This is a genomic window from Kineococcus endophyticus (assembly GCF_040796495.1).
Taxonomy (GTDB): domain Bacteria; phylum Actinomycetota; class Actinomycetes; order Actinomycetales; family Kineococcaceae; genus Kineococcus; species Kineococcus endophyticus.
Genome location: NZ_JBFNQN010000007.1, coordinates 237,872 through 259,939, shown reverse-complemented (window position 1 = coordinate 259,939; position 22,068 = coordinate 237,872). Strand labels below are relative to the sequence as shown.

The following is a 22,068-nucleotide window of genomic DNA, read 5'->3' as shown; positions in this document are numbered from 1 at the left end:
GGGGCCGATCGGGTGAGAAGGTCGTCCTCACCCCCACGACACCGCTCGCACCGCTCAGTTAGGCTCACCTCACATGTCCTCCCGCCCCGTCCTCGACGTGCTGCGCCGGCACCGTCGAGCGGCCGCCGTCGGCTGCGGGTCCTCGATGGTCCACCAGACCTGCGAGGCCCTCGTGCCCGTCGCGATCGGCCTCGCCGTCGACCGCGCGATCGCCACCGGCGACGTCGGCGCCATCGCGCTGTCCGTGGCCGGGGTGCTCCTGCTGTTCGCCGTGCTCAGCTCCGCCGGCACCTTCGCGTTCTGGGTGGTCGACCGCGCCCAGTTCGACGAGGCCCACCACCTGCGGACGGCCGTCGCCCGGGCCGTCCTGAGCGACCCCGCCGTCCTGCGGGACCGGCAGGTCGGGGACGCCCTGTCGGTCGCGACGTCGGACACCCGGCACACCGCCGAGGCCCTCGGCCTCGTGAGCTTCCTCGCCTCGGGCTGCTTCGGCCTGCTCGTCGCGGCCGTCGTCCTGCTGCGCATCGACGTGGCCCTCGGCCTGGGGCTGCTCGTCGCCGTCCCCGTGCTCGTCCTGGGGTTGCAGGCGCTGACCCCCCGCCTGGAGGCGCGCGTGCACGACCGGCAGCGCACCGCCGGCCTCGCCGCGGCCGTCGCCGCCGACCTGCTCGCCGGGCTGCGGCCGCTGCGCGGGTTCGGCGGCGTGCCCGAGGCCGTGCGCCGCTACCACCACGCCAGCTCCCTCTCGCGGCGCGCGGCGGTGGGGGCGGCCGGTGCGACGTCCGTCGTCGTCGGCGTCAGCACCCTCGCCACGGGCGCCGTCCTCGTCGCCACGGCCGCCGTCGCGGGGACGTTCGTCGCCCGCGGCCGCCTCGACGTCGGCGAGTTCGTCACGGTCGTCGGGATGGCCAGCTTCCTCGCCGACCCGGTGCGCAACATCAGCTCCTGCGTCCAGCAGCTCGCGGTCTCCCGGGCCAGCGCCCGCCGCGTCGCCGAGCTCCTGCACCCGGCGCCGCTCCCGCCCGCCGCGCGGGCGACCCTGGACGTGCCGACGGTGCCCGGCGAGGTCCTCGGCGTCGTGACCACGGACACCGCGACCGCCGACGCCGTCACGGCCGCCTTCGCCGCCGTCCCCGGGGCGCTCGTCGAACCCGCGCACACCGTCCTGCTCGGCGAGAACGTCGCCGACGCCCTCGCCTCCGGCCCCGTGCCGGCCGGTCGCGGCGTCCCCCTGGCCGCGGCGCTGGAGGCCGCGGCCGCCCCGACCGATCTCGACCTGCCGCTGCACGACGGCGGGACCAACGTCTCCGGCGGGCAGCGCCAGCGCATCGGGCTGGCCCGGGCCCTGGCCGCCGACCGGGAGCTGCTCGTCCTGCGCGACCCCACGACGGCCCTGGACGCCGTCACCGAGGACCGCGTCGCCGCCGGGGTGCGCGCGCTGCGGGCCGGATCCGGGACCACCGTCGTCGTGACGTCCTCGCCCCTGCTGCTCTCGCGGTGCGACCGCGTCGTCCTGCTGGCCGCCGACGGCCGGCACGCGAGCGGCACCCACGCCGGCCTGCTCGGCGACCCCGACTACGCCGCGGCGGTGGCCCGGTGAGCCACGACCCGGGACCCACCGCGCTGCCCGTCGCCCCCGGCCGCCGCTCGGCGACCGTCCTGTGGCGCACGGCCGCCGCGCACCCCGCCGACCTGGCCCGCGCCCTCGCGACGACCCTGCTCTCCAGCGCGGGCACCGTCGCGCTCCCCCTGCTGCTCGGACGCGCCGTCGACGTCGTGCGGGACGGCGAGCCGCTGACCCCGCTCGTCGTGCAGCTGTCCGTCGTCGCGCTGCTGACCGCGGTCACGACGGCCCTGGCCCGCCGCGACGCCGAACGGCTCGGCGCCGCGGTCGCCGCCGACCTGCGCGAACGCGTCGTCGACCGCTCCCTGCGGATGAGCCCGCGCGTCCTGGAACGGGCCGGCTCCGGCGACGTCGCCTCGCGCGTCACCGAGGACGTCGAACTGTTCACCGCCTCGGTGCAGCTCATGGCCAACGTCCTGACGGCCCTCGTGACGGTGGTGCTGTCCGCGGTCGGGTTCCTGTCCCTGGACTGGCGCCTGGCGCTGGCGTTCTGCGTCGTCTTCCCCGTCTACGCGGGCAGCCTGCGCTGGTACCTGCCGAAGGCCGGGCCGCTCTACGCGACCGAGCGCTCGGTCGCGGCCGCCCGCTCCCAGGTCGTCCTGCAGTCCCTGCACGGCGCCTCGACCGTGCACGCCTACGGCATGGCCGACCTGCAGGGCGACCGGGTCGAGGTCGCCTCGGAGCGGACCGTCGGCGCCTCCCGCGCGGCGCTGCGGACCTTCGCGCGGTTCTCGATGTCGATGAACGGCGCCGAGGCCGCCGGGCTGTCCGCGCTGCTGCTCACCGGGTTCTGGCTCGTGCGCGGCGACGTCGTCACCGTCGGCGCCGTCACCGCCGCGGCGCTGCTGTTCCACCGGCTGTTCGGTCCGCTGGGCACGCTGCTGCTGTCCTTCGACGAGGTCTCCCGGGCGGCCGCGGCGCTCAACCGCCTCGTCGGCGTCGTCGACCTGCCCGCCGACCCGCCCGCCGACCCGGCGGCCCTCGCCCGCGCCCCCCGTGAACGCGTCGGGCTCGTCGTGCGGGGCCTGACCCACGCCTACGACGAACGCCCCGGCGCCGTGCCCGTCCTGCGCGACGTCGACCTCGACGTGCGGGCCGGGACCTCGCTGGCCGTCGTCGGCGAGAGCGGGGCGGGCAAGACGACGCTGGCCGCACTCGTCGCCGGGGTGTTCCCCGCGAGCGCGGGGACCGTCACGCTCACGGGACCGGAGGGCACCGTCGACCTGGCGGCGCTGGACGCCGAGGCCGTCCGCGAGCGCATCGGCGTCATCGCCCAGGAGTCGCACGTCTTCACCGGCACCCTGCGCGAGGACCTCACGCTGGCCCGTCCCGGGGCGAGCGACGAGAAGGTGCACGCGGCGCTGGCCGTCGTGGGCGCCGAGGACTGGGTGGCCGCCCTGCCCGCCGGGCTCGAGACCCGCGTGGGGCCCGGGGAGCTGCCGCTGTCCCCCGCCCGCGCCCAGCAGCTCGCGCTGGCCCGGCTCGTGCTGCGCGACCCGCCCGTCGTGGTCCTGGACGAGGCGACCGCCGAGGCCGGCAGCGCCGGGGCCCGCGACCTGGAGGAGGCCGCGCTGGCCGTCGTGCGCGGGCGCACGGCCCTCGTCGTGGCGCACCGGCTGAGCCAGGCCGCCGTCTGCGACCGGATCGCCGTCATGGCCGCCGGTCGAGTGGAGGAGATCGGCACGCACGACGAGCTCCTCGCGCTCGGCGGCCGGTACGCCCGTTTGTGGGAGACCTGGGCGCGGTCGGGGCAGCCAGCTCAAGCACCGGCGACGGCGGCCGACACCTAGCAGGTGGGGACGGGACGGTGGCGGGCGAGCGCGAGCGCGCAGCTGGCGGCCTTCCTCCTCCTGCACTCGCTCGCCGTCGTCGCGGGCCGGGCCTCGCGCACCGGCGGCAGCGAGACGACGACGTTCTGGCCGGCCGCCGCGGTCGCCTTCGTCTGGCTCGGCACCGTCTGGCACCAGCGGGGCCGTCGTCGCACGGCGGCGGCGGGGATCGCCGTCTCGGCCGGTGCGGGCCTGGCGCTGACCGGGTTGGCGGTGCCGGTCGCGCTCGCCTGCTCGGCCGCCGTGCTGGCGCAGGCCTGGGTCGCGGCGTGGCTGTTCGCCCGCCGGCGCCCGTCGCTGCGGCTGGTCGCCCCGGCGGACGCGTGGGGTCTGACGGGGGCGGCGCTGGCGGGGTCGGTCGTCGGCGCCCTGGTCGCGACGGTGTCGGTCGGCCTGCTGCTGGGGGACGTCCACGCCGCGGCGGTGCTGTCCTGGGTCGTGCGGATGAGCACCGCGGTCGTGGCGGCGGGGTTGTGGCTGCTCCTGGCCGACAGCTCCACCGACCGGGCGCCGGTGCAGGCGCGCTGGGGCGAGCTCGTGCTCGTCAACCTCGGGGCGCTGGGCGCGTTCGTGTGGCTCTTCGACGTCGAGCAGGTGTACTCGCTCGCGTTCCTCACGGTGCCGGTCACGGTCTGGATCGGCGTCCGCTTCCCGCTGCGGGTGGCCGCGGCCAACACCCTCGTGGTCACGGTCTTGGACGCCGTGATCTCCCTGCACGGGCTGGGGGCCTTCGCGGCGGCACCGCCGGCGGAGCGGGTGCTCGCGGTGCAGCTGATGGTCGCCCTCATGACACTGCTGACCCTCATGCTCGGCCTGCAGCGCGACGACCGGGGACGGCTCGTGGAGAACCTCCGCGCCGCCCGCCAGGACGCCGAGGGCCAGGCGGACCTGCTCCGGACCGTGTTCCAGACGACGAGCGACGGGATGAGCGTCTACGCCGCCGACGGCACCCTGCTCATGGCCAACGCCGCCGCCGGCCGGCTCTACCCGCGCCTGCCCGCGGGCGTGCCCACCGAGCGCTTCGCCGACTACGTCGAGGTCCTCGACGCGGCCGGCGCGCCCGTCCCGGGCGCGCGGATGCCGCTGCTGCGCGCCCTGTCCGGTGAGCGCATCGACTCCGACGACATGACCTTCCGCAACCTGCTCGACGGGTCCGTCACCACCGTCAACGTCGCCGCGCACGGGCTGCCGCGCAGCGCGGGGGCGTCCTGGTCCGGCGGGGCGATCATCGCCTTCCGCGACGTCACCGCCCAGCGCGAGGCGGCCGCGGAGGTCGCCCGCGCGCACGACGTCTACGCCGGGATCCTGTCGGGGGCGACCGAGCAGCTCATCGTCGCCGCGGACCTGCGCGGGACGGTGACCGTCGTCAACGAGGGCGCGCGCCGGCTGCTCGGGGTCCGGGCCGACGCCGCCGTCGGCGGGGACGTCTGCGACCTGCTGGACCCGGCCGAGCTGGCGGACCGTGCCCTCGACCTGGACGTCGACCTGGACGTCGACCTGGACGTGCGCGCCGGGGCCGAGGTGCTCGTCGAGGACCTGCGCCGCGCGGGCGGCGCGCTCACCCGGCACTGGACGCTGCGCCGGCACGACGGCGCCGCCCGGCGGGTGGCGCTCACGACGAGCTGGTTGCTGGACCCCGACGGCCGGCCCTCGGGGATCCTGGCCATCGGCACCGACGTCACCGAGCAGGTCGCCGTCCAGGACCGCCTGGCCGACTCCGAGTCGCGGTTCCGCACGGCCTTCGACACCGCGCCCGTGGGGATGCTGCTCGTCGGCGTGGGGTCGGCCGCCGGCCGCATCCTGCAGGTGAACGCGACGATGACCGAGTTCACCGGGCTGGTCCCCGAGGAGCTCGGGGTCCTGGACGTCCACGCGATCGTCCCGTGGGCCGACCGCGACGAGTTCGCCCGGCACCTCGACCCGTTGCTGGACGGCGCGGTCACCGACGCGCAGTTCGAGCACCGCTACCTGCGGGCCGACGGCGGGTCCGGCTGGGGACGCACGACGGCCACCCGCGTCGTCCCCGAGGGGTCGTCCGGGGGTCCTTCCGAGGGCGGGGCCGAGCCGTACCTGCTGTGTCTGGTCGAGGACGTCACCGCGCGCAAGGCGGCCGAGAGCGCCCTGGTGCACCAGGCGCAGCACGACGCCCTGACCGGCCTGCCGAACCGCGTCCTGCTGCGCGAACGGCTCGAGGCCGCCCTGCACGACGCCGCCACCGGCGGCGGGCCCGTCGGCGTGCTCGTCATCGACCTCGACGGGTTCAAGGCCGTGAACGACAGCGCCGGGCACGCGGCCGGGGACGCCCTCCTGCGCGAGGTGGCCTCGCGGTTGGCGACCCTGACGCGCGCGGAGGACACCGTCGCCCGGCTGGGTGGGGACGAGTTCGCGGTCGTGTGCCCGGGCACCGACGCCGCCGACCTCGAACGCCTGGGCCGCCGCGTGCTCGACGCCGTGCGCGAACCCGTCGACCTGCCCGGCGGGACGGTCACGGTCGGGGTCAGCGTCGGCAGCGCCGTCCACGACCCGTGTCCCGGCAGCGCAGAACCCCGGGACGGCGGGACCCCGGACCGGTTGCTGCAGAACGCCGACCTCGCGATGTACGCGGCCAAGCGCGCCGGGAAGAACCGGTCGTTCGCCTACGACCACCGCGACCGCGAACGCCTCGACCGGGCCGAGCGGCTGCTGCCGGAACTGGCCGCGGCCGTCGGCGCGGGCGAGTTCGAGATGTTCGGCCAGCCCATCGTCGACCTCGGCAGCGGTCGCGTCGACGCGGTCGAGACCCTGCTGCGCTGGCGCCGCGCCGACGGGACCGTGCTGGCCCCCGGCGCCTTCCTCGACGTCCTCGAGGCCTCCCCGCTCATGCCCGCCGTCGGGGAGTTCGTCCTGCGCACCTCGTGCGACCTCGCGGCGCAGTGGGAGCGCGCGCTCGGACCGGACGCCCCGGCCGTGCACGTCAACGTCTCGGCCGAGCAGCTCGGCGGGTCGCTCGCCGAGCAGGTCGACCGGGTGCTCGCCCAGACCGGCCTGTCCGCGCACCTGCTCGTGCTGGAACTCACCGAGACGCACACGACGCGCATCACGGACGCGCTGCTCGGGGACCTCGAGACCGTGCGCGCCCGCGGGGTGCGCATCGCCATCGACGACCTCGGCACGGGGTACTCCGGGCTTGCCCGGCTGACCGAACTGCCGGTCGACCTGCTGAAGATCGACCTGCAGTTCGTCGCCGGGCTGGGCCGGGACCGGCGCTGCGACGCCGTCGTGCGCGCCGTGCTCGGCATCGGCCGGGCCCTCGGGATGCAGGTCGTCGCCGAGGGCGTCGAGACCGCTGCGCAGGCCGACCTGTTGCGGGCGTACGGGGCGACGACGGCGCAGGGCTACCGCTTCGCCCGCCCGGTCCCGGCCGCCGACCTGCCGGCTCTGCTCTCCCGGGTCCCGCTGGCGGTGTGAGGGCCTGTCCAGCGCGCGCCGAGGCTTCGCGCCGGGGTTGCTTCGCGGGGGTTCGCCCGGCACTGGAACTCGACGACGGGTCGCGAAACGTTCCTCGGTGGGACCGGGGAACGACCACCTGTGGACAACTCCTCAGCAGCAGTGAACTGCGTGCGAAGCGTTGCACCGCAGAAAGTTACGATCGCCTCTACCTGTCGCCACAGGGCTTGTTCGACTATCCTGGAACACGTGACCCCCACCGTCCAGGACCGCGCAGCCGACGCCCTCACGCGTCTCGCCGCCGCGCTGGACGACGTCCTCACCCTGCCCACCGGAACCCTCGACCGCGACGACGTCGACCACCTCGCCCGGTCGCTCTACGCCCTCGGCAACCGCCTCGACGCCGCCAAACTCCACCTCCTGCGACGCGCCCTGGAGCACGTCCCCGAGAGTTCCGTGGTGGACCTGCTCGCGACCTCCCCGGTGAACCTGTCCCGCACCCTGGCGCGCAAGGACGTCGCCGCGGCCCGGCACACCGACCCCGACGTCCCCTGGGACGGACGCATCGGCGGACTCGACGTGGACCGCGGATCCCTCGCCCTCATGGGTGGGGAACTGGCGTGCGGGAACACCACCCTGGCGCACGTGCACGGCGCCGTCACCGCGTTGCAGTCCATTCCCACGCACCTGCGCCGCGGCACCATCGCGGTGCAAGTGCGCCAGGACGACGGACGGCGCGTGTGGACCACCCAGCACCGCGGTGAGGTGCTCGACGGGTTCTTCACGACCTCCATCGCTCCCCAACCCCTGGGCACCGCCACGGCCCTGGTCGAGGACGTCCTGACCCTTGTCGATCCCGACCGCAGCGACCGGCACGTCCGCGACCTCGAACCGGACTCCGCCAGCCGCCGCACCCTCACCTTCACCCGCCACCACGGCATGCTGCGCATGACCCTCGACCTCGACGAAGCCGCCGCCGTCGTCGTCCGCTCCGCCCTCGAAGCCGCCGCCAAACCCCTGCCCACGGCATCAGGTGACGACACCCGCTCGCTCGGGCAACGCCGCCACGACGGCCTCGTCGACCTCGTCACCACCGGCGCCCACCACCCCGCCAGCAGCACCGACCCCGCCGTCGCGCACAAGGCCACCGTCGTCCTGCGCGCCACCCTCGACGACACCGGGCAGCTCCAGAACGGCACCGCCACCGCCGACACCCACGGCCCCATCACCGACGCCACCCTGCGCGCCGCCTCCTGCGACGGCGACGTCACCGTCGCCGTCATGGACCGCCTCGGCCGGCCCCGCCCCCTGCACACCCTGGAACGGCACGCCACCGACAACCAGCGCCTCATCGTCGCCGAACGCGACCGCGGCTGCATCGCCCCCGGCTGCGGGGCCCCGGCCTGGGCCTGCCACCTGCACCACGTCGTCCACTGGTCCGACGGCGGACCCACCAGCATCGACAACCTCGTCCTCCTCTGCGGCAGGGACCACCGAGCCCTCCACGCCGGCCGCCTCGAAGCCCGGTTCGGCGAGGACGGGCTACCCGAGGCCAGACGCCTCCAACGGGACCTGGGGAAGCTCATGACCCCCGGACCGTGGACGCGCAACGACCACCCCGCCCTGCTGCAGAGGACGCGGGAACTCGCCCGCGCCCTCGAACAGGACGACGCGGCGTAGCGTGCGGACGTGACCGCAACCGCGACGCCCGCGCCGTCCCCGGACGACGTCCTGCGCGACGCGCTCGCGGACGGACTGCGGCGCAGCCTGTTCACGGGCGCGACCGCGGCGTTCTCGGACGCCACCGGGCGGGTGCACCGGGCGGCCGCGGGAACCCTGGGGCTCGACGACGCGACGCCGGTGGACTCCGCCACCCGGGCGGACCTCGCGTCGCTGACGAAGGTGCCCGTCGCCGCGGTCGCCCACGCGCTCGCCGACGTCGGGGCGGTCGACCTCGACCGGCCCACCGAGCGGGGTTTCACCCCGCGCCAGCTCGTCGCGCACACCTCGGGACTGCCCGCGGAGTCGGACGTCTGGCGGCGCGGCGACCTGCGTCCGGCCCAGCGGTTGCAGCGCGCGCTGGACTCACCGCTGGTCACCCCGCCGGGGGCGGTCTTCCGGTACTCCTGCGTCGGTTTCGTCACCCTCGGGCACCTGCTGGAGGAGGCCACCGGGCAGGGGCTGGACTCCCTCGTGGAGGAGTTCGTCAGCGGGCCGCTGGGGATCCCGGGCCTGGACTGGGGCCTGGTGGACCGACCCGCCACGGGGCCCGTGCTCGCGACGGAGAGCGGGACCCCGCGCGGGGTGGTGCACGACGAGTTCGCGCAGTCGCTGGCCCGGCCGGCGGGGAACGCGGGGTTGTTCGGCACCGCCGACGACGTGCTGGCCGTCGGCCGCGCGCTGCTGGCCGGGACGCTCGAGGTCGGCGAGGGGCTGCGCACGGGCGACGCGACGTGGATGACCGGCCCCCACCAGCGCGGGCACACGGGGTTCACGGGGACGTCGCTCCTCCTGGACCCGGACGCGGGGACGTGCCTGGTCCTCCTGACGAACCGCGTCCACCCTGACCGCGCGCTGGTCGACCTCGCGCCGTTCCGGAAGTCCCTGGCGCAGCGGCTGATGCCGCCGTCATGATCGGGGCGTGGACGACGAGACGATCGACCTGGCCCGGCTGGTCCGCCGCTACCTCGAAGAGGCGGTCCACTCCCCGCTGACCGAACCGGGGCAGGGTGGGCCGCAGATCGGGGACGTCGTCGGGGACCACCTCGGCGTCGCCGTCCAGGACCTGCCGGTCGTGCGCGAAGAGGTCCCCGAGCACCAGTTCGTCGACCTCGACATCGCGCTCGCACTGCTGGCCGAACGCGGCGGCGGGGAGCGCGTCGTCGGCGTGGGCGGTGGCGACCAGCGCGCGCACCACTCCTTCTCGGACATGCTCGGGAGCCGGTGGGCTCGGTTCGGCCTGGGTGCCGTCGACCGCGTGAACCTGCCGACAGGACCGGACGCGAGCCGGCGCGCCGTGGGCTTCGGGGTGCGGATGCTGCGGTACTCCGGGACGCCCGTCGCGCTGCTGCAGCGCGCGGCGCAGCGGCAGTTCGGGCAACCCAGCTGCTTCGAGGTCGTCTGCCCCGACGAGGCCGTCGTCGCCGAGTTCATCACCGAGGTCCGCCGGCTCATGGTGGAGCACAGCGTGCTGCGGGGGCAGGTCCTGTCGTTCTCGGGGTCGCCGTTCGAACCCCAGAACGCGGGGATCACGTTCCTGCACCGGCCGCAGGTCGCGGCCGAGGACGTCGTGCTGCCGCCGGGGTCCCTGGACCGCATCGCCCGGCACGTCGTCGGGGTCGGTGCGCACGCGGCGCGACTGTCGGGCGCCGGTCAGCACCTCAAGCGCGGGGTGCTGCTCTACGGGCCGCCCGGGACCGGCAAGACGCTCACGGTCCGCCACCTCGTCGCCCGCGCGGAGGGCACCACCGTCGTCCTGCTCGCCGGGGAGTCCCTCGCGCACGTCACGACGGCGGCGCACCTGGCCCGCGCCATGCAACCCGCCGTCGTCGTGCTGGAGGACTGCGACCTCGTCGCCGAGGACCGCGGGTTCGACCCCGGTCAGCGGCCGCTGCTGTTCCAGCTGCTCGACGCCATGGAAGGGCTCGACGGGGACGCCGACGTCGCGTTCCTGCTGACCACGAACCGCGTCGACCTGCTCGAACGCGCCCTGGCGCAACGGCCCGGCCGCGTCGACCTCGCGGTGCAGGTGCCGCTGCCGGACCGGGCGGCCCGCAGCGCGCTGTTCCGCCTCTACGCGCGGGACCTGCCGCTGTCGGAGGCGGTGCTGGAGGAGGCCGCGGACCGCACCGAGGGCGTGACGGCGAGCTTCGCCCGCGAACTCCTGCGCCGGGCCGTGCTCGTCGGGGCCGAGGCCGGGCACGACGTCACCGACGACGACGTCCGTTCCGCGCTCGACGAACTGCTGTCCGACGCCGAGGAACTCACCCGCAGTCTCCTGGGCAGTGCGGGTCAGCCGGCCGTGGGCAGGGAGTCGCCCGCGTAGCGCTCCTCGAGGTCGCCCGTCTCCCCCGCGCGGGCGGCGGGCCGGCCCAGGACGAGGCAGTACGTCCAGAACACGAGTTCGGCCAGGACACCGATGCCGATGCGCGCCCACGTCGGCAACCCCGAGGGCGTCACGAAACCCTCGATGATCCCGGAGACGAACAGCACGACGACGAGACCGAGGGCCACGCCGAACATCGCGCGGCCCTCGGTCGCCAGCGAACTCGACCGGCTCCGGGGTCCTGGTGCGACCCACGCCCAGAACAGCTTCAGACCGGCTCCGGCGGCGACGAAGACCGCCGTCAGTTCGAGGATCCCGTGCGGGAGGATGAGGCCGAAGAACACCTCCCCGCGCCCGTTCTCGATGAGCAGACCGCCCTGCAGGCCCACGTTGACGGCGTTGCTGGCCAGCGCGGCGAGGACGGGCAGACCGGTGATGCCCAGGGCGATGCACGTCGCGGCGACCCAGGCGTTGTTCGTCCAGACCCGGCCGGAGAACGCGGCGCTGCTGTACTCGCTGTAGTAGTTCTCGAAGTCGGAGTACACGAGCTGACGGATGTTCTCGTCGGACCCGAACAGGCTCGCCTGCGCCGCCGGGTTCCCGGCGATCCACACCCCCGCGGCGACGGCGATGACCGTGGTGAAGACGAAGGCGCCGGTCGTCCACCACCGCAGCCGCCACAACGCCGCGGGCAGCCCGCGCGTCGCGTAGTGCACCAGCTGGCGCCAGGCCGTGTACCGGGACCCGGTGAGGCGGGCCCGCGCGCGGACGAGCAGCGTGGACAGCTCGTCGAGCAGCACGGGTTCGGACTGCGCCGACCGGAGGGCCGACAGGTGGGTCGCGGTGCGCTGGTAGAGCACGACGAGCTCGTCGGCCTCGGCCCCGTCGAGGCGCCGGCGCGCGACGAGGCGGCGCAACCGCGACCACTCGTGCTCGTGCACCGCTCGGAAGGCGTCGACGTCCACCCCGGCAGGCTAACGTCCGGGCATGGGTCCGGAGGCGTCGCCCGCACCGCTGCACCGGGTCGCGGTCCTCGTCCTCGACGGCGCCAAACCGCTCGACGTGGGCATCCCGGCCCAGGTCTTCTCCCGGCGGCCCTCGATGCCGTACGAGCTGCGCGTGTGCGGCGCCGCGCCCGGGCTCGTCCGCGGCGGCGAGGGACTGGCGTACTCGGTGGAGTCCGGGCTCGAGACGCTGGCGTGGGCGCAGACGGTGTTCGTCCCCGGCTACCGCGAACCCGCCACGACGGAACCGCCCGCCGCCGTCGTCCAGGCGCTGCGCGCGGCGCACGACCGCGGCACCCGGCTCGCCGCCATCTCGACGGGCGCCTTCGCCCTCGCCGCGGCGGGGGTGCTCGACGGCCGCCGCGCCACGACGCACTGGCACTACACCCGGGCCCTCGCCCAGCGCTTCCCCTCGGTCCAGGTCGACGAGAACGTCCTCTTCGTCGACGCCGGGGACGTGCTGACGTCCGCGGGGGCCGCCTCGGGCCTCGACCTGTGCCTGCACCTGCTGCGCCGCGACCAGGGCGTCGCTCACGCCAACCACGTCGCCCGCCGCCTCGTCGCCGCGCCCTACCGCAGCGGCGGGCAGGCGCAGTACGTGCCCCGCAGCGTGCCCGAGGGTGTCGGGGAGGTGTTCGCGGGCACCCGCGAGTGGGCGCTGGCGCGCCTCGGGGAACCGCTGACCCTGGCCGACCTCGCCCGGCACGCGCGGGTGTCGACGCGGACGTTCTCGCGCCGCTTCGTGGAGAACACCGGCTACACGCCGATGCAGTGGGTGCTGCGGGCCCGCGTCGACGCGGCCCGCGAGCTGCTGGAGCGCACCGACCTCGGCGTCGAGCAGGTCGCCTCCCGCGTCGGCCTCGGGACGGGCGCGAACCTGCGCCTGCACTTCTCCCGGATCCTCGGGACCTCGCCCAGCGACTACCGCCACACCTTCGCCCCCTGACCCTCCGGAGGCCCTCCGGGGGGCTCAGGTGGCGAGAAGCTTGCGGACGACGGCTGTCTCGCCACTGGTCGGGCGCCTCCGCGCCGCCGATCGTGGAGCCATGACCCGCATCGCCATCAACGGCTTCGGCCGCATCGGCCGCTCCTCGCTCCGCGCGCTCCTGGCCCGCGACGCCGTGACCCCGACCGGCCTGGAGGTCGTCGCGGTCAACGACCTCACCGCTCCCGAGGCCCTCGCCCACCTGCTGCGCTGGGACTCCACGCTCGGCCGCTTCGCTGGCACCGTCGAGGTCGACGGGGACCACCTCGTCGTCGACGGGCACCGCATCCGCGTGCTCGCCGAACGCGACCCGGCGAACCTGCCGTGGGCCGAGCTGGACGTCGACCTCGTCCTGGAGTCCACCGGGCGGTTCACGTCGGCCGACGCGGCCAAGGCCCACGTCGCGGCGGGGGCGCGCAAGGTCCTCGTCTCGGCCCCGGCCGACGGCGCGGACGTCACGCTGGCCTTCGGCGTGAACACCGACGCGTACGACCCGGAGCGGCACGTCGTCGTCTCGAACGCCTCGTGCACGACGAACGCCCTCGCCCCGCTCTCGAAGGTCCTCGACGACCTCGCCGGCATCGAGCACGGGTTCATGACGACGGTCCACGCGTACACCCAGGAGCAGAACCTCCAGGACGGCCCGCACCGCGACCTGCGCCGGGCGCGCGCCGCCGGCGTGAACATCGTCCCGACGAGCACGGGCGCCGCCAAGGCCATCGGGCTCGTGCTGCCGCAGCTGGACGGGAAGCTGTCGGGCGACTCGATCCGCGTCCCGGTGCCGGTCGGCTCGATCGTCGAGCTGAACACCGTCGTCGCCCGCGACGTCACCCGCGAGGACGTCCTGGCCGCCTACCGCGCGGCGGCCGACGGTCCGCTGCGCGGCGTCCTGGAGTTCTCCGCCGAACCCCTGGTCTCCAGCGACATCACGGGCAACCCGCACTCCTCGGTGTTCGACTCGGCCCTGACCCGCGTCGACGGCCGCCACGTCAAGGTCGTCGCCTGGTACGACAACGAGTGGGGGTTCTCGAACCGCGTCGTCGACACCCTGCGGCTGCTCAGCGCAGGCTGAGCCGCGGGATCCCCGGCGGGTCGAAACCCCAGACCTGCCCGTAGAACGACAGTTCGGCCTCCAGGCTGGCGATGACGTTCTCGGCCCGCCGGAACCCGTGCTGCTCGCCGGGGAACACGACGAGCGCGTGCGGCAACCCCTTGCGGTGCAGCGCGTCGGCGAAGACCTCGGCCTGCTGCCGGGGGACGACCGGGTCGTCGGCCCCCTGCAGCAGCAGGACGGGGCACATCAGCCCGTCGACGTGGTGCAGCGGTGCGCGCTGCGCGTAAACGTCGGCGGCCTCCGGCAGCGGCCCGACGAGGGAGTCCAGGTAGCGGGACTCGAAGTCGTGGGTGTCCTCGGCCAGCGCCCGCAGGTCGGCGACGCCGTAGTACGACGTCCCCGCGGAGAACGCGTCCGTGCCGGTGAGGGCGGCCAGGACGGTGAAACCCCCGGCGCTGCCGCCGCGGATCCCGACCTTCCCCGGCGCGGCCAGGCCCTCGGCGACGAGGTACCGGGCGACCGCCGCGCAGTCCCCGACGTCGACGATGCCCCAGTTCCCGTCCAGCGCCTCGCGGTAGGCGCGGCCGTACCCCGTCGACCCGCCGTACTGGACGTCGACCACGCCGATGCCGCGGGAGGTGAAGAACGCGACCTCCGGCGAGTACGCCGCGAGCGACTGGGCCGTGGGCCCGCCGTGCACGAACAGCACGTGCGGGGCGGGACCCGCCTCGGCGTGGTCGGGGTGCGTGGGCGGGTACCGGTACGCGTGCACCGACCGGCCGCCCTCGCTGGGGACGGTGAGGAACTGCGGCACCGGCAGGTAGGCCGGGTCCGGCGACGGCCCGGCCGTCCGGACGGTGAGGACCGCCCCGTCGTCCACCCCGGTGCGGACGACCCGCGCCGACAGTTCCGGGGACGCGGCGACCGCCCCGATCCAGCCCCCGGCGGCGGACACCGCGGGCAGGTACGCCGTGAACGGCAGGTCCAGCACGTCGAGGCGGCCGCTGCGACGGTGCAGGACGTCGAGCCGGTACCCGACACCTTCCCCGGTCGCGGCGTGTAGCAGGGCGACCCGGTCGTCGTCCGGTCCGTCGCCCAGGGCGGCCCACGACGTGGTCCCGAACGTCCACGGCGGGAAACCCTGCTCGGCGTCCTCGGGCAGCAGGGCCCGCAGGTCCCCGCCCTCCCCGACCTCGCACAGGTTCCAGAACCCACTGCGGTCGCTCACCACGAGCACGGTGCCGTCGGGGGCGAAGCCCGGGTGGACGAGGGACTCTCGACCTCCCTCGCCGGTCAGGACGCGGGCGTCCCGCAGCCGCGGGCCGTCGGGGCCGGACGACAGCTCCGCCGTCCACAACTGCGTCCGCTGCCACGGCATGTCCGGGTGGTCCCAGCTGGTCCACACGAGCCGGCGGCCGTCCGGCGAGACGCGCGGGGCGGCGAGGAAGCCCGGCCCGGTGAAGAGCTCGGAGGGACCGGCGGTGACCGCGGACCCGTCCAGGGGGACGTGGACGAGGCTGCGCCGCAGCGCACCGCCGCGGCCGGTCGCGTCCTGCTCCTCGGCGACGAGGAGGACGCCGTCGCCCCAGGGCACGGCATCGGCGTAGCGGACGCCGTCGGCCGGCACGAGGGCGCGGGGTGCGGCGCCGGGAGCCGCGACGTGGAACCACCGCTGGTCGGTGGCGGAGGCCAGCACGAGTCCGCCCCCGGGCACGGGCGACCAGGAACCCCCGCCGTACTCGTGGACGCGGGTGCGGGCGTCGAGGTCGGGGGCGAACTCCTCGATCGAGTCCGCGTCCACGTCCGGGGCACGGCGCAGGACGGCGACGCGGCCGCCCTCGGCCGGGCGGCCCTCGGCCCACCAGACGGTGCCGTCCGCCTCGACGGCGACGCCGGAGAACCGCAGGCCGGCCGCGGCGACGTCGGCGGCCTGCACCGGTGAGGTCCACGCTCCGTGGGAGTCCACCGACCCACCGTAGCCCCGGCCGCACCACGCTCCCCGCGGGCCTGCGTCGGTACCGTGGACGCGTGAGCACCCCCGCCCCGCCGCCCGTCGACGACCAGGCCGCCCCGGCCGTCGCGCCGCCGGCCGGGGAACCCGTCGGGTTGCCCGTCGCTGGGATCGTCGGTGAGCCCGTCGGGGAGATCGTCACGGGGGAAGCGGTCGTCCTCGGGCTGCGCGCGGCCTCGTTCGCCTCCCGCATCCTGGCCGCCGTCCTCGACGCCGTCCTCGTCGGGATCGTCCTCCTGGCGGCCGTCGTCGGGTCGACCTCCTTGCTGAGCGACAGCAGCGAGGCCACGACGGCGGCGCTGGGGCTGAGCGTCACGGTGCTGTGCCTGGTGGGCATCCCGACGGCCGTCGAGACCGCGACGCGCGGGCGGTCCGTCGGCAAGCTCGTGCTCGGGGTGCGGGCCGTCCGGGACGACGGGGGGCCGGTGCGCTTCCGGCACTGCCTCGTCCGCGCCGTCACGGGGTTCTTCGAGCTGTGGGCCCTGGCGGGCAGCCCCGCGATCATCTGCTCGCTCGTCAACGCGCGCGGCAAGCGCCTCGGGGACCTCCTCGCGGGGACCTACGTCGTCCGCGAGCGGACCGCGGCCCGCCACCGGCCGCTGCCGCCCATGCCCCCGGAGCTCGCCGGCTGGGCCCGGTCCGCCGACATCGGGCGGCTGCCGCTGGCGACGACCACGGCGGCCCGGCAGTTCCTCGCCCGCACCGGGACGCTGAACCCCGCGTCCCGAGAAGCCCTGCGCGTGCAGCTCGCCGACGCCCTGCTGCCGCACGTCTCCCCCGCGCCGCCGCCCGGCACCGACCCCGAGCGGTTCCTCGTCGCCGTGCTGGTGGAGCGCCGGGACCGCGAGCACGCCCGGATGGAACGCCGCGAGAACCGGACCCGCGAGCTGGAACGGACGATCGGGCGGCTCTGACGCCACCCGGTGGCCTCCGACTCAGAGCAGCCGCAGGACCTCCTCGGGGGTCCACGGCCGCAGCGTCAGCACCGTCGTCGTCTCGGGCAACCCGGCCTGCGGCCAGGACACCGTGAGCTCCAGGCGGTTCCCGGACAGCTCGTCCGGCAGGACGTCGATCCAGAAGTTCGCGTCGAGGTCGTAGGCGTCGTCCCCGGCCGAGCCCCGGGCCTGGGCGGGGTCGGCGAACCCCTCGTGCTTGCCCACGCGCACGACCACCACCGGTTCGGACCACCCCTGCGGTCCGTCCTCGTCGACCGCACCCCACTGGCTCTGCCGCGACGCCGCCTCGGCCTGGACCCCCTCGGCGCGCAGGACGAAGGGCAGTGACAACCCTTCGGAGTGGGCGAAGACGCAGCGCAGGGCCGCGACGATGCCGGGAGCGCGAGCGAGGACCACGGGGCCGTGGACGACGGCCCCGAGGTCCTCGGGTTCGGCGGCGGGCGGCCAGCGGTGGGGTCTCAGCACCCCACGATCGTGCCAGCCCGCACGAGACGCGTCAGGCGGACCGCAGCACCGTCGTGGACCACTCCCCCACGAGCAGTTCGGCGACCTCGCGGCCCACCTCCTGCTGCGGGTCCGAGGACACGACGAGCTTCCAGGGCCCGCCGGGCGCCGGCGGGACGGTGAACTCGACGGGGTTCGTGGCCCCGTTCACGAGCAGCAGCACCGTCGCCGACCCCTCGGCCTGGAACTGCACCGCGTAGGCGCGGGCGTTGGTGTCGTCCCACTCCGCCTGCCCCATCGGTTCCCCGTCCGCGCGCAGCGAGACGGTGTTCGGGCCGGCGGTGCCGGAGTACCACTCCGGCCGCAGGGCCGGCGTCTCGCGGCGCAACGTGAGGAGGTCGCGCGTGAAGGCGAGCAGGTCGGCGTCGACGGCCGACCAGTCGAACCACGACAGCTCGTCGTCGTGGCAGTAGGCGTTGTTGTTGCCCTGCTGGGTGCGGCCGAACTCGTCGCCGCCGAGGATCATCGGGACCCCGGAACTCAGCAGCAGCGTCGTCAGCAGGTTCCGCCGCTGCCGGGCGCGCAGGGCGTTGACCCCCTCGTCGTCCGTGGGCCCCTCGGCTCCGCAGTTCCACGACCGGTTGTCGCTCTCGCCGTCGGCACCGCCCTCGCCGTTGGCGTCGTTGTGCTTCTCGTCGTAGGCGGTCAGGTCGGCGAGGGTGAAACCGTCGTGGGCGGTGAGGAAGTTCACGCTGCACAGCGGTGAACGGCGGTCGGCCTCGTAGACGTCGGGGCTGCCCGTGAGGCGCTGCGTCAGTTCGCCCAGCGACCCCTGACCGCGCCAGAAGTCGCGGACCTCGTCGCGGTACTTCCCGTTCCACTCCGACCACCGGGCCGGGAACCCGCCCACCTGGTAGCCCTGGGTGTCCCACGGCTCGGCGATGAGCTTGACGGGGGCCAGGACCGGGTCCTGGTGCACGATGTCGAGGAACGCGGAGTGCACGTGGGCGTCGCCCCACTGGCGCGTCAGCGTCGTGGCCAGGTCGAAGCGGAACCCGTCGACGTGCATCTCGCTCACCCAGTACCGCAGCGAGTCCAGGACGAGCTGCAGCGCCGCGGGGTGGGAGACGTTGAGGGAGTTGCCGGTCCCGGTGGTGTCGAAGTAGCTCTCCGGCTCCTCCTCCACGACGCGGTAGTAGGAGCCGTTGTCGATGCCCTTGAGGGACAGCGTCGGGCCCAGGTGGTTCCCCTCGGCGGTGTGGTTGTAGACCACGTCGAGGACGACCTCGAGACCGGCTGCGTGCAGGGCCTTGACGAGCTCCTTGAACTCCGCGACCTGCCCGCCACCGTCGCCGGCTGCGCTGTACTCGTTGTGCGGGGCGAAGAAGCCGATCGAGTTGTAGCCCCAGTAGTTCCGCAGGCCCTTCTCGGCGAGGTGGGAGTCCTGGACGAACTGGTGGACCGGCAGCAGTTCCACCGTCGTGACCCCGAGGTCGACGAGGTGCTGGATCGCGGCCGGGTGCGCGAGCCCCGCGTACGTGCCACGGATCTCCTCGGGCACGTCGGGGTGCTGCTGGGTGAAGCCCTTGACGTGCACCTCGTAGACGACCGTGTCCGCGTACGGCACGCGCGGCGGGGCGTCGTCGCCCCAGTCGAAGGACGGGTCGACGACGACGGCCTTGGCCACGGACGCGGCCGAGTCGGCGTCGTTGCGCTGCTCGGGGTCGTCGAAGGTGTGCCCGAAGGTCTCCTCACCGGCGCCCCAGGACCCCTCGACGGCCTTGGCCCACGGGTCCAGGAGGAGCTTGGCGGCGTTGTGGCGCAGCCCCTCCCCCGGTTCCCACTCGCCGTGCACGCGGAACCCGTAGCGGGTGCCGACGCCTCCCGGCACGAGGCCGTGGAACACGTGCCCCGTCCGCTGGTCCAGCCGGTGGCGCGTCTCGGCGCCGTCGGAGTCGAAGACCGCCACGTCGACGGCCTCGGCCGTCTCGGAGTACACGGCCACGTTCAACCCGTTCTCGCGCAGGGTGACGCCGAGGGGGTAGGGGGTGCTGTCGCTCACCGTCCGATCCTGCGGGCAGTTCGAGCCGTCCGCGCGCCGGAGGTCAGCCGCGTTCCTCCCGGCGGGTGCGCAACCGCCCCGTGGCCCACAGCAGACGCCACCGGGCCCGCACCCACGTGAACCACCGCAACCGGCCCGAGTCGAGCCCCTGCTCGGTCCGTTCCCAGCGGCGCTGTTCGCGGTGGTGGTACTTCATCGCGACGAGGACGCAGCCGCGCAGGAACGCGGCGAGCACCGCGACACCACCGGCGATCGTGGCCCACGACGCGGCGTCCTCCAAGCTCATCGGGCCATGGTCCCAGACGGGGCCCTCACCGCGGTCCGTGGACAGCGCGCGCCGCGGCCCGCACGAGCGGTGCCACGTCGGCGGCGATGCGCCGGTACCCGGCGGAGGAGGGGTGGAAGCGGTCGGCCGAGAACATCGAGGGGTCGCGGGCGAACTCCACCGACGCGCCGGAGGTGTCCGCCACCGCCACACCCAGCTCGACCGCCGCGCGGGTCTGCGCCGCGCGGAGGTCCGCGCTGGCGGTGCGGGCGAACTCCCGCAGCGCCGGCGGGACGTGGGCGACGACGGCGAGGTCCGGGGCCGGCACGAGGACGACCTCGACCCCGGCCCCGCGCAGGCTCCGCAGCGCGGCGGTGAGTTCCGCGACCGCCTGGCCCGCCGGGACGGCGTGGGTGAGGTCGTTGGCACCGACGACGACGACGGCCACCTGGGGCCACGCCCCCGCCGCCGCGACCTGTCCCGCGAGCGCCGAACTGCGCGCCCCGGACACCGCGAAGACCCGGTGCTCGGCCGCGACACCGGCGGCGGCGAGGTCGGCGATCAGCAAGGGCCCCAGGGTGTCCGCCGTCGAGCTCGCCCCCACGCCTGCTGCGAGGGAGTCGCCGAAGAGGGACAACCGGAGGGTTTCGGACGACACCTGACCAGTCGACCAGGGACGACGACGCCCGGCACCCCGAGTGGGGTGCCGGGCGTCGTCAGGCGTGGGGCGGGAGCGCTCAGTAGCGGTAGTGCTCCGGCTTGTACGGACCCTCGACGTTGATGCCGATGTACTCGGCCTGCGACTTCGTGAGCTCGGTGAGCCGGACCCCGAGCGCGTCGAGGTGCAGGCGCGCGACCTTCTCGTCGAGCTTCTTGGAGAGGCGGTGCACGCCGACCGGGTACTCGTCCGGCTTGGTGAACACCTCGATCTGCGCCACGACCTGGTTGGCGAACGAGTTCGACATGACGAAGCTCGGGTGCCCCGTCGCGTTGCCCAGGTTCAGCAGGCGGCCCTCGGACAGCACGATGACGCTGTGCGCCTCGACGCCGTCCGCCCCGGCGGGGATGCGCCACTCGTGCACCTGCGGCTTGATCTCGACCTTCTCGACGCCCGGGATGCGGGACAGGCCGAGCATGTCGATCTCGTTGTCGAAGTGGCCGATGTTCCCCACGAGCGCCTGGTGCTTCATCTTCGCGATGTCGGCCGCCATGATGACGTCCTTGTTGCCCGTCGCGGTGATGAAGATGTCGGCGGTGCGCACGACGTCCTCGAGGCGGACGACCTGGTAGCCGTCCATCGCGGCCTGCAGGGCGTTGATGGGGTCGACCTCGGTGACGACGACGCGGGCGCCCTGGCCGCGCAGCGACTCCGCGCAGCCCTTGCCGACGTCGCCGTAGCCGAACACGACGGCCGTCTTGCCGCCGATGAGGATGTCGGTGCCGCGGTTGATCCCGTCGATGAGGGAGTGCCGCGTGCCGTACTTGTTGTCGAACTTCGACTTCGTCACCGAGTCGTTGACGTTGATGGCCGGGAAGGGCAGCACGCCGTTGCGGTGGTACTCGGCGAGGCGGTGCACCCCCGTCGTCGTCTCCTCGGTGACGCCGCGGATGCCGTCGGCGACGCGCGTCCAGCGCTGCGGGTCCTCGGTGAGGCTCTTCCGCAGCAGTTCGAGGACGACGGCGTACTCCTCGGAGTCGTCCGGGGTCGTCGCCGGGACGGCGCCCGCGGCCTCGAAGCGCTTGCCCTCCAGGACGAGCATGGTGGCGTCGCCGCCGTCGTCGAGGATCATGTTCGGGCCGACGCGGTGGCCCTCGGCGTCGGTGCCCCAGTCGAAGATGCGCTCGGCCAGCGCCCAGTACTCCTCGAGCGTCTCGCCCTTCCAGGCGAAGACGGGGACGCCCGCGGGCGCCTCGGGGGTGCCGGAACCGACGACGACGGCCGCGGCGGCCTGGTCCTGGGTGGAGAAGATGTTGCAGCTGGCCCAGCGGACTTGCGCGCCCAGGGCGACGAGGGTCTCGATGAGGACGGCGGTCTGCACCGTCATGTGCAGGGAGCCGGCGATGCGGGCGCCGGCCAGCGGCTGGGACTCGCCGAACTCGGCGCGCAGCGCCATGAGCCCGGGCATCTCGTGCTCGGCCAGACGCAGCTCGTGACGTCCGGCCTCGGCCAGGGAGAGGTCCCGGACCTGGTACTCGAAAGACATTCTCGTCCTCTCGTGACGGTTCGTGACGTTCCCCCGGCACGGCCCCTCTGGGCCTCGTGCGGCATCCCCGCGCGCCGGAGCGTCCTCCAGACTACGCGGCGTGGACGTCCCCGACCTGCCCGGTCCGGTGTGCTGTGGGCCACCCGGAACGCTGCGCAG

Annotated in this window: 16 protein-coding genes; 9 read left to right on the top strand and 7 right to left on the bottom strand. The window is 74.8% G+C overall.

Annotated elements, in window-relative coordinates:
* Window positions 1-73: 73 nt before the first annotated feature.
* The 6 genes from AB1207_RS12105 (at window position 74) to AB1207_RS12080 (ending at window position 10,924) form a co-directional block, all read left to right on the top strand.
* Window positions 74-1,600, top strand: coding sequence for an ABC transporter transmembrane domain-containing protein (locus tag AB1207_RS12105; RefSeq protein WP_367638587.1), 1,527 nt, complete (start codon window positions 74-76; stop codon window positions 1,598-1,600).
* Window positions 1,597-3,414 (top strand): ABC transporter ATP-binding protein, encoded by a 1,818-nt coding sequence (locus AB1207_RS12100; protein ID WP_367638586.1) that lies wholly within the window; start codon window positions 1,597-1,599, stop codon window positions 3,412-3,414. The genes AB1207_RS12105 and AB1207_RS12100 overlap by 4 nt, the downstream gene beginning before the upstream one ends.
* A 3-nt stretch (window positions 3,415-3,417) precedes the next feature.
* The gene (locus AB1207_RS12095; RefSeq protein ID WP_367638585.1) at window positions 3,418-6,900 is read left to right on the top strand and encodes a bifunctional diguanylate cyclase/phosphodiesterase; all 3,483 of its coding nucleotides are present in this window, start codon (window positions 3,418-3,420) and stop codon (window positions 6,898-6,900) included.
* 228 nt (window positions 6,901-7,128) lie between these two features.
* Window positions 7,129-8,559, top strand: coding sequence for an HNH endonuclease signature motif containing protein (locus tag AB1207_RS12090; protein ID WP_367638584.1), 1,431 nt, complete (start codon window positions 7,129-7,131; stop codon window positions 8,557-8,559).
* Window positions 8,560-8,568: 9 nt separating this feature from the next.
* Window positions 8,569-9,513: a serine hydrolase domain-containing protein gene (locus tag AB1207_RS12085; protein WP_367638583.1), complete on the top strand. Its 945-nt coding sequence runs from the start codon at window positions 8,569-8,571 to the stop codon at window positions 9,511-9,513.
* 7 nt (window positions 9,514-9,520) lie between these two features.
* Entirely contained in the window at window positions 9,521-10,924 is a 1,404-nt protein-coding gene (locus AB1207_RS12080) for an AAA family ATPase (RefSeq protein WP_367638582.1), read from the top strand.
* On the opposite strand, the gene AB1207_RS12075 is transcribed toward AB1207_RS12080, so the two are convergent.
* Entirely contained in the window at window positions 10,891-11,889 is a 999-nt protein-coding gene (locus AB1207_RS12075; RefSeq protein ID WP_367638581.1) for a stage II sporulation protein M, read from the bottom strand. The genes AB1207_RS12080 and AB1207_RS12075 overlap by 34 nt on opposite strands.
* A 22-nt stretch (window positions 11,890-11,911) precedes the next feature.
* Here AB1207_RS12075 and AB1207_RS12070 point away from each other — a divergent pair, with 22 nt between their 5' ends.
* A complete protein-coding gene (locus AB1207_RS12070) occupies window positions 11,912-12,874 on the top strand; it encodes a GlxA family transcriptional regulator (RefSeq protein WP_367638580.1) in 963 nt (320 codons plus the stop codon).
* Between the two features lie 100 nt (window positions 12,875-12,974).
* Window positions 12,975-13,985: a type I glyceraldehyde-3-phosphate dehydrogenase gene (gap, locus tag AB1207_RS12065; protein WP_367638578.1), complete on the top strand. Its 1,011-nt coding sequence runs from the start codon at window positions 12,975-12,977 to the stop codon at window positions 13,983-13,985.
* Here gap and AB1207_RS12060 read toward each other — a convergent pair.
* Complete coding sequence (locus AB1207_RS12060) at window positions 13,972-15,933, bottom strand: S9 family peptidase (protein WP_367638577.1); 1,962 nt, start codon at window positions 15,931-15,933, stop codon at window positions 13,972-13,974. The genes gap and AB1207_RS12060 overlap by 14 nt on opposite strands.
* Window positions 15,934-15,995: 62 nt before the next feature.
* On the opposite strand from AB1207_RS12060, the gene AB1207_RS12055 reads away from it, so the two are divergent.
* Window positions 15,996-16,892 (top strand): RDD family protein, encoded by an 897-nt coding sequence (locus tag AB1207_RS12055; protein ID WP_367638576.1) that lies wholly within the window; start codon window positions 15,996-15,998, stop codon window positions 16,890-16,892.
* A gap of 21 nt (window positions 16,893-16,913) precedes the next feature.
* Here the strand turns inward: AB1207_RS12055 and AB1207_RS12050 are convergent, their stop codons facing one another.
* From AB1207_RS12050 to ahcY, 5 genes are all read right to left on the bottom strand, one after another.
* On the bottom strand, window positions 16,914-17,399 hold the full coding sequence (locus AB1207_RS12050) for a hypothetical protein (protein WP_367638574.1): 486 nt from the start codon (window positions 17,397-17,399) through the stop codon (window positions 16,914-16,916).
* Between the two features lie 31 nt (window positions 17,400-17,430).
* Complete coding sequence (gene glgX / locus AB1207_RS12045; protein WP_367638573.1) at window positions 17,431-19,440, bottom strand: glycogen debranching protein GlgX; 2,010 nt, start codon at window positions 19,438-19,440, stop codon at window positions 17,431-17,433.
* 43 nt (window positions 19,441-19,483) lie between these two features.
* Window positions 19,484-19,726, bottom strand: a complete 243-nt coding sequence (locus AB1207_RS12040; RefSeq protein WP_367638572.1) for a hypothetical protein — start codon at window positions 19,724-19,726, stop codon at window positions 19,484-19,486.
* A 25-nt stretch (window positions 19,727-19,751) separates the two neighbouring features.
* On the bottom strand, window positions 19,752-20,363 hold the full coding sequence (locus AB1207_RS12035) for an SGNH/GDSL hydrolase family protein (RefSeq protein WP_367638571.1): 612 nt from the start codon (window positions 20,361-20,363) through the stop codon (window positions 19,752-19,754).
* Window positions 20,364-20,442: 79 nt separating this feature from the next.
* Window positions 20,443-21,909: an adenosylhomocysteinase gene (ahcY, locus tag AB1207_RS12030; RefSeq protein WP_367638570.1), complete on the bottom strand. Its 1,467-nt coding sequence runs from the start codon at window positions 21,907-21,909 to the stop codon at window positions 20,443-20,445.
* Between the last annotated feature and the right edge of the window lie 159 nt (window positions 21,910-22,068).